General features: G+C 65.7%; 8 protein-coding genes. 2 read left to right on the top strand and 6 right to left on the bottom strand.

Translation table 11 applies throughout. The annotated features are described in order from the left end of the window. The first annotated feature begins 200 nt into the window (after window positions 1-200). Window positions 201-530 carry a DUF3175 domain-containing protein gene (locus KHO22_RS24065; RefSeq protein WP_211949686.1) on the top strand — a complete coding sequence of 110 codons (330 nt, stop codon included), beginning with the start codon at window positions 201-203 and terminating at the stop codon, window positions 528-530. Between the two features lie 19 nt (window positions 531-549). After that, window positions 550-1,578 carry a class I fructose-bisphosphate aldolase gene (locus KHO22_RS24060; RefSeq protein ID WP_211949685.1) on the top strand — a complete coding sequence of 343 codons (1,029 nt, stop codon included), beginning with the start codon at window positions 550-552 and terminating at the stop codon, window positions 1,576-1,578. Window positions 1,579-1,587: 9 nt separating this feature from the next. On the opposite strand, the gene KHO22_RS24055 is transcribed toward KHO22_RS24060, so the two are convergent. The 6 genes from KHO22_RS24055 to KHO22_RS24030 form a co-directional block, all read right to left on the bottom strand. Then, window positions 1,588-2,121, bottom strand: a complete 534-nt coding sequence (locus KHO22_RS24055) for a cytochrome b/b6 domain-containing protein (protein WP_211949684.1) — start codon at window positions 2,119-2,121, stop codon at window positions 1,588-1,590. A 22-nt stretch (window positions 2,122-2,143) separates the two neighbouring features. After that, window positions 2,144-2,410: a PepSY domain-containing protein gene (locus tag KHO22_RS24050; protein ID WP_211949683.1), complete on the bottom strand. Its 267-nt coding sequence runs from the start codon at window positions 2,408-2,410 to the stop codon at window positions 2,144-2,146. A gap of 214 nt (window positions 2,411-2,624) precedes the next feature. Next, complete coding sequence (locus tag KHO22_RS24045; RefSeq protein WP_211949682.1) at window positions 2,625-3,104, bottom strand: nuclear transport factor 2 family protein; 480 nt, start codon at window positions 3,102-3,104, stop codon at window positions 2,625-2,627. Window positions 3,105-3,114: 10 nt separating this feature from the next. Further along, window positions 3,115-3,708, bottom strand: a complete 594-nt coding sequence (locus KHO22_RS24040) for a TetR/AcrR family transcriptional regulator (protein ID WP_211949699.1) — start codon at window positions 3,706-3,708, stop codon at window positions 3,115-3,117. A gap of 544 nt (window positions 3,709-4,252) precedes the next feature. Next, complete coding sequence (locus KHO22_RS24035) at window positions 4,253-5,020, bottom strand: IclR family transcriptional regulator (protein WP_211949681.1); 768 nt, start codon at window positions 5,018-5,020, stop codon at window positions 4,253-4,255. 44 nt (window positions 5,021-5,064) lie between these two features. Then, entirely contained in the window at window positions 5,065-6,222 is a 1,158-nt protein-coding gene (locus tag KHO22_RS24030) for a CaiB/BaiF CoA transferase family protein (RefSeq protein WP_211949680.1), read from the bottom strand. Window positions 6,223-6,230 lie beyond the last annotated feature (8 nt).

Below are 6,230 nucleotides of genomic sequence, written 5' to 3'. Positions count from 1 at the left end.
CTGCTAATTTAAAAGCCAGCGTGTAGTCGCGTTGCGTTCGCTTCCGATCCATCTCCAAGGCACTCTCCTCATCACTGCGGGAAAAGTGTCAACCTTATTCAGGACGGGTCAGTCCTTTGAAAAAAGGACGCTCCGGGCACCCATGCTGCTTCTGAAATCGCCTAGTCTGGGATAGAGACCAGCCGTTTCAGGGAAACGCAATGGCCACAGCCAGATCCGCCCGGCAAACCAGCAAGCAGCGCCGCCACGGCCGCCATGCGCGCCGCTGGTCGAAGCAGGTCAGCGAGCACAGTGATGCGCTCGACCTGCAGCCCGACCTCTTCAAGCACACCGATCCGAAGGCAATCGCCGCTTCGCTGAAGCGCTCGGCCGAACACAGCCGCCGGCGCAAGGGCACGGCTTTCCAGTCGGCCATGTCGATGCTCAACTTCTACATCAACCGCGCGGGCCGCAACCTGCCGAAAACACAGCTGGCCGTACTGCAGCGTGCCAAGGGCAAGTTGCGCGAGGCCTTCGGGCGCGCGCCGTGACAGGACATCAGGAGAAGCCATGGATACTGCAAGCGAACTGCAGGCGACCGTGAAGGCGATGGTGCAGCCGGGCAAAGGATTGCTCGCGGCTGACGAGAGCGGCCCGACCATTGCCAAGCGCTTCGCCACCATCGGCGTGGAATCGAACGAAGAGAACCGCCGTGCATGGCGCAGCCTGCTGTTGTCGACGCCGGGGCTCGGCGCGCATATCAGCGGCGTGATCCTGTACGAGGAAACGCTCGGCCAGCGCGCCGACGACGGCACGCCGCTGCCCGAGCTGTGCGCGCGCCAGGGCATCTTGCCGGGCATCAAGGTGGACAAGGGCAAGGTTCCGCTCATGAATGCGCCGGGCGACGAGATCACCGAAGGGCTGGACGGCTTGCCAAAGCGACTGGAGGCCTACCGCCAGCAGGGCGCACGCTTTGCCAAATGGCGCGCGGTGATCAATGTTTCGGACACCTTGCCCGGCGCGCTGGCGGTGCAGGCCAACGCGCAGGTGCTGGCCGCGTACGCGGCCATCTGCCAGGCATCGGGCATCGTTCCGATCGTCGAGCCGGAGGTGCTGATGGACGGCGACCACAGCATGGCGCGCTGTGCGGCCGTGACCGAACGCGTGCTGCATGCGGTGTTCCATGCGCTGCATCGCCATGGCGTGGTTTTCGAACACATGGTGCTCAAGCCGAGCATGGTGATCGCCGGCAAGAAGTGCCCGCAGCAGGCATCCGTGCAGGACGTAGCCGCCGAAACCGTGCGCGTGCTCAAGCGCACGGTGCCGGCCGCGGTGCCCGGCATCTTCTTTCTGTCGGGCGGACAGACGCCCGAACAGGCGACCGCGAACCTCGATGCGATGAACCGGCTCGGCCCGCTGCCGTGGCCACTGAGCTTCTCCTACGGGCGCGCGCTGCAGGAGCCGCCGCTGGCCGCATGGCGCGGGCAGGCGGCGAATCTCGTACAGGCGCAGCGGGCGCTGCTGAAGCGCTCGCTGCTGAATGGCAAGGCTTGCGCCGGGCAGTATGAAGTGGCGCAGGAATCGATGAAGGGAGCCTGACCCGGAACGCTAGGCGTCAGGATTCGGCCGCTTGCGTCCGGTCAGCATCGCCCGCACCAGGTTTTCTTTCCCGGCCACGCTGAACACGATGGCGGCCAGCACGTGCAGGACGATCAGCGCGGTCAGCACGTCGGCGAGCGCGGCATGGATGTCGATCGGCCAGTCCTCGCCCCACAGGGCATCGAGCCGCGACATCCATCCAGTGACGGCCAGCGCCAGGATCAGGGCCCACATCAGCAGCATCATGACCGCGCCGAGCGGCGTGTGGCTGAGGAAACGCGGCGCGCGGCGCTGCATCAGCGCCCTGCTGTAGGCCAGCACGCCCGCCGGCCGCGGCACCCAGGCGCCGAAGCGCGCGTGTTCGCTGCCGACAAAGCCCCAGACTATGCGCAACAGCACGAGGCCCGCGGCTATATAGCCGAGCACGCGGTGCAGGCGGCCGCCGGAATCCTCGATCAGGTCCCAGAAGACGATCGCGGCCACGCTCCAGTGCGTGACGCGGACGACCACGTCCCAGACACGGACCGATGCGGTGTCCGGCATGGCGGCAGCGAGCCGGACGGGGTTACTTCCCGATCTCGGACTTGACGATGTCCAGGGTCTTGGTATCGAAGTAGATCTCGGCCTTCTTGCCGTCCTTGGTGGTGCCGTAGATCTCGTAGCAGTTGCCGTCCACCTTGAATTTCTTGATGACATAGCCCTGCGCCTCGATCTTGGCGCGGGCGTCGGCCTCGGTCATCCATTCGGACTTGGGGTGAGACACGCATTTGGCGCTGGCGAGTGCACCAGTGGAAAGCGCGGCGGCGACGGCGAAAGCGATGATCTTCAGCATGGGAGTCTCCGACAGGAAGCCCGTGACGGGCGATGGCGAGATCGTACCGTTAAACGGGAATTGTTCTCAACATCGGGTTTCCCCAGATTGCCTGGGATCGCCGTTTCACTGTTGCTTTGCCCCCTGCCTCAGTGGGCACAGCTCCCGGCCCGTCCGGCCGGTGCCTGCTCCCCGCCCCGGCCTGCATGCCGGGGCGCCACGCTTCCGATTGCCGTCAGAGCCCCAGTTCCGACAGCCCCAGATGATCATCGGGACGGCGGCCCAACGGCCAGTGGAACTTGCGCTCCGACTCCTTGATCGGCATGTCGTTGATGCTGGCGTACCGGTTGATCATCAGTCCGTCGTCGCCGAACTCCCAGTTCTCGTTGCCGTAGGAGCGGAACCAGTTGCCCGAGTCATCGTGCCATTCGTAGGCATAGCGCACGGCGATGCGGTTGCCGCCGAAGGCCCAAAGCTCCTTGACAAGGCGGTAGTCGAGCTCCTTCTTCCATTTCCGCTCAAGAAAACCGCGCGCCTCTTCGCGGCCATTGGCGAACTCGGCGCGGTTGCGCCAGCGAGTATCCAGACTGTAGGCCAGCGAGACTTTGGCGGCATCGCGCGTGTTCCATCCGTCTTCGGCCAGGCGGACTTTCTCGATGGCGGTTTCGCGCGTGAACGGCGGAAGCGGAGGACGGATTTCGGAGTTGGAAGACATGGGGAGCACCTCAATGGTGGGATGAAGACGGTCCGTTGCCGGACCGGGAAGATTCAAGCAGCAGGGCCGCGGCCCTGCCGGCGCTGTCGGCGGCGCTGGCATCGCCGCTGACCATCGCTACGGCAGTCGCGCCGTCGATCAGGACGAGCAGCTGCCGCGCGGTTTCCTGCGGATCAGGCAATCCGCAGGCCTGCGTCAGTTCGTTCAGATAGTCGAGCAACCGCTGCTTGTGGAAGCGTGAGACAGCGCGAATCTCACTGTCCGGATTTTCCGTCTCACCCGCAGCGTTGATGAAGGCACAGCCATGGAAGCCTTTGGACTCGAACCATTGCCGCAGCGCCGGGAAAATCGACATCACGCGGTCTGACGGTTCGCCCGTGGGCGGCGTCGATCCGATGAACCACGCCATCCAGCGCGCATCGCGATTCAGCAATGCAGCCGCGACCAGCGCTTCCTTGGTCGGATAGAGCCGGTAGATGCTCTTGCGGGCCACGCCCGACGCCTTGACGATGGCATCCATGCCGGTGGCATGAATGCCACCCGAATAGATGAGCTGCTCGGTGGCTTCGAGCAACCTTGATTGCGCGGAGAAATCTTCGGACATGGTCTTTCGCTCGTTTGAGAATGATCGTTCTCTATAGGAAGCTATAGTAGAACGACCATTCTCCGCGGTCAAGCGGCGCGCATCGAAATCAGCGAAGGCATCTACGGATGGATCGACGCCAAGAGCCCGCAGCCCCTCAGCGACTGGTCGGGCGAGACGCTTGGCGATGCGCTGCGCTTTCGCTTCACGGCGCCCAGCGGGTCGCTCGTCAATGTGCAGATGTCCGCGGGCTCGTTGTCGATCGGCGGCACCATCCGCTATACGAACGGCAAGGAAAAGATCTTCTGGATGACCCTGCTGCCCAGGGAAGAAGCGATGGCACTGCGTGCCGCCGCCCGCGCCAGGCGACAGGCGACACGCCGGCAGCCAGGACGCGGCCGCCGCCCCCACGGGCAACGGGCAGGCGGTGCACACGCCGCGACAACCGGGCAATACCATGCCAGGCGCGGTTCATCGTCTTCCTGTATGTCGGGACCTTCGACTGCCCGGGCTGCCGCGGCTACGAGCTGGAATACTTCGGCGGTGGCCGGCTCCGGGCGCCGGCCTATCCCCCCAACGACGCCTGTCCGCTGCGCAGCGCGTCGACGATCGACCCTACGCTGGATTCGACGCGATGAATCGGCCCGGCCACGGACATCCCATACACCACGCCGCCGATGTCCACCGGCACCGCGATCGCCCCCAGGTCGGGGAACGATTCGCCGAAGTTCGGATACCAGCCCTGCTGCTGCCACTGCGCGATATCCTGCTCCAGGACCGCGCGCGAGGCCACCGTCCGCTCCGTGCGGGGCTGGAACGAGACCTTCGCCAGCACCGCGTCACGCGCCGGCCCCGGCATGGCGCCGAGAATCGCGCGTCCGATCGAGTTGATGTGCACATCGCGCAGTTCACCAGGCGTGGCAATGTAGCGCACCGGGTTCTGTGACTCGCGCACTTCGAGATAGAGCACGCGCCCGTCATCCTGCAGCTTGCCGAAGATGACGGTCTCGCCGGTGGCGTCACGCAGCGATTCCAGCACGGGCTGCACGCGCTCCAGCAACGGGTCGTTGCGCGAGATACGCTGGGCGATACTGAGCAGCCGGCTGGTCGGGTAATAGCCCTGCCGCCGGCCTGTCTCGTAGAGATAGCCGAGCGACGCCAGCGTGCGGATCAGGCCAAGGCAGCTCGACATCGGCGCGCCGAGCAGTTTCGCCAGCTCCGTCAGCGTGAGCGAGCGGCCTTCGCGCGCATAGATCTCCATGATCTCGATCACGCGCAGCGCCGTCTTCACGCTGGCCTGCCCTGCCTTGTCCCCGGTCTCGGATTCCGCCATCTCCTGTTCCTGTCAGCCTTGCCGTGCGCGGATTGTACGCGCCTTCAGGCGTCGTCCGACGACGGCAGCGCCTGCGCCCACGTGCGGATATTGCCGGGCGTGCGCGAAAAACGCGTCGGGATGCCGATGCCGCGCAGGCGTCCTTCGGTCGGATGCTCGTATTCGAACACCATGCCGGTGGCGCGCAGGTGCGGATCCTGCACCACGTCTTCGAACGCCGGCACTTCGCTGTGCGGGATATCGGCATCGGCCAGCAGCGCGAGCCACTGTGCCGTGGTCCTGCGGCTGACAATATCGGCCAGCGTGGCGTACAGCTCGTCGATATTGGCGCTGCGCGCGGCGGGGTCGGTGTAGCGCGGATCCTGCGCGAGTTCCGGGTGGCCGGACAGTGCGAAGAAGCGCGCCCATTGCGGCGTGGTGTACGGCAGCAGCGCGATATGGCCGTCCAGCGTGCGGTAAGGCTTGCGGTGCGGCGACATCACGCGCGGATAGCCGCACGGGCCCTGCTCGGGCACGAACGTATGGCCGGCGAGCTGTTCCGCCGCCAGGAACGACACCAGCGTCTCGAACATCGGCACTTCGATGGCCTGGCCCTGCCCCGAGCGCTCGCGCTCGTACAGCGCCATCGGGATGGCATAGGCCACCGTCAGGCCGGCGACCTTGTCGGCCAGGATGGTGTTGACGTATTGCGGTCCCTCTGTGCTGTTGGCGCCCTGGAAGTGCGCCAGGCCGCTGCGTGCCTGGATGATGTCGTCGAACGCGGGCATGCCGGCATACGGGCCCGTTTCCGAGTAGCCATAGGCGCCGCAGTAGATCAGGCGCAGATTGGACGCGCGCAGCGATTCATAGTCCAGCCCCAGCTTGCGCAGCGACTGCGGACGCACGTTGGAGATGAACACGTCGGCGCCGGCGATCAGGTCCTTGAGCCGGGCCAGGTCTTCCGCGCGCTTGACATCCAGCACCATGAACTGCTTGTTGCGGTTCAGGTTCAGGAAGGTGGCGCCCATGCCCGCGTGCAGCGCGGGCTCGGCATGGCGGAAGACATCGCCGGCAGGCGCCTCCACCTTGATGACCTCCGCGCCCATGTCGGCGAGGATCTGCGTCGCGTACGGCCCCATGCCGACCGAGGTCATGTCCACCACGCGCACGCCTGCGAGCGGCCCGGTGGCCTGGCTCGTCGCTCCCGCATTCTGCATCGTCATCGCTGCCC

The sequence above is a fragment of the Cupriavidus yeoncheonensis genome (assembly GCF_905397275.1).
Lineage (GTDB): Bacteria > Pseudomonadota > Gammaproteobacteria > Burkholderiales > Burkholderiaceae > Cupriavidus > Cupriavidus yeoncheonensis.
The sequence above is the reverse complement of the archived record's forward strand: the minus strand, read 5'-3'. Positions and strand labels throughout refer to the sequence as shown.

Coding starts and splice junctions, on each gene's coding strand:
- KHO22_RS24035 (WP_211949681.1), bottom strand. CDS start 5,020: ATGGCGGAATCCGAGACCGGGGACAAGGCAGGGCAGGCCAGCGTGAAG.
- KHO22_RS24045 (WP_211949682.1), bottom strand. CDS start 3,104: ATGTCTTCCAACTCCGAAATCCGTCCTCCGCTTCCGCCGTTCACGCGC.
- KHO22_RS24065 (WP_211949686.1), top strand. CDS start 201: ATGGCCACAGCCAGATCCGCCCGGCAAACCAGCAAGCAGCGCCGCCAC.
- KHO22_RS24030 (WP_211949680.1), bottom strand. CDS start 6,222: ATGACGATGCAGAATGCGGGAGCGACGAGCCAGGCCACCGGGCCGCTC.
- KHO22_RS24055 (WP_211949684.1), bottom strand. CDS start 2,121: ATGCCGGACACCGCATCGGTCCGTGTCTGGGACGTGGTCGTCCGCGTC.
- KHO22_RS24060 (WP_211949685.1), top strand. CDS start 550: ATGGATACTGCAAGCGAACTGCAGGCGACCGTGAAGGCGATGGTGCAG.
- KHO22_RS24040 (WP_211949699.1), bottom strand. CDS start 3,708: ATGTCCGAAGATTTCTCCGCGCAATCAAGGTTGCTCGAAGCCACCGAG.
- KHO22_RS24050 (WP_211949683.1), bottom strand. CDS start 2,410: ATGCTGAAGATCATCGCTTTCGCCGTCGCCGCCGCGCTTTCCACTGGT.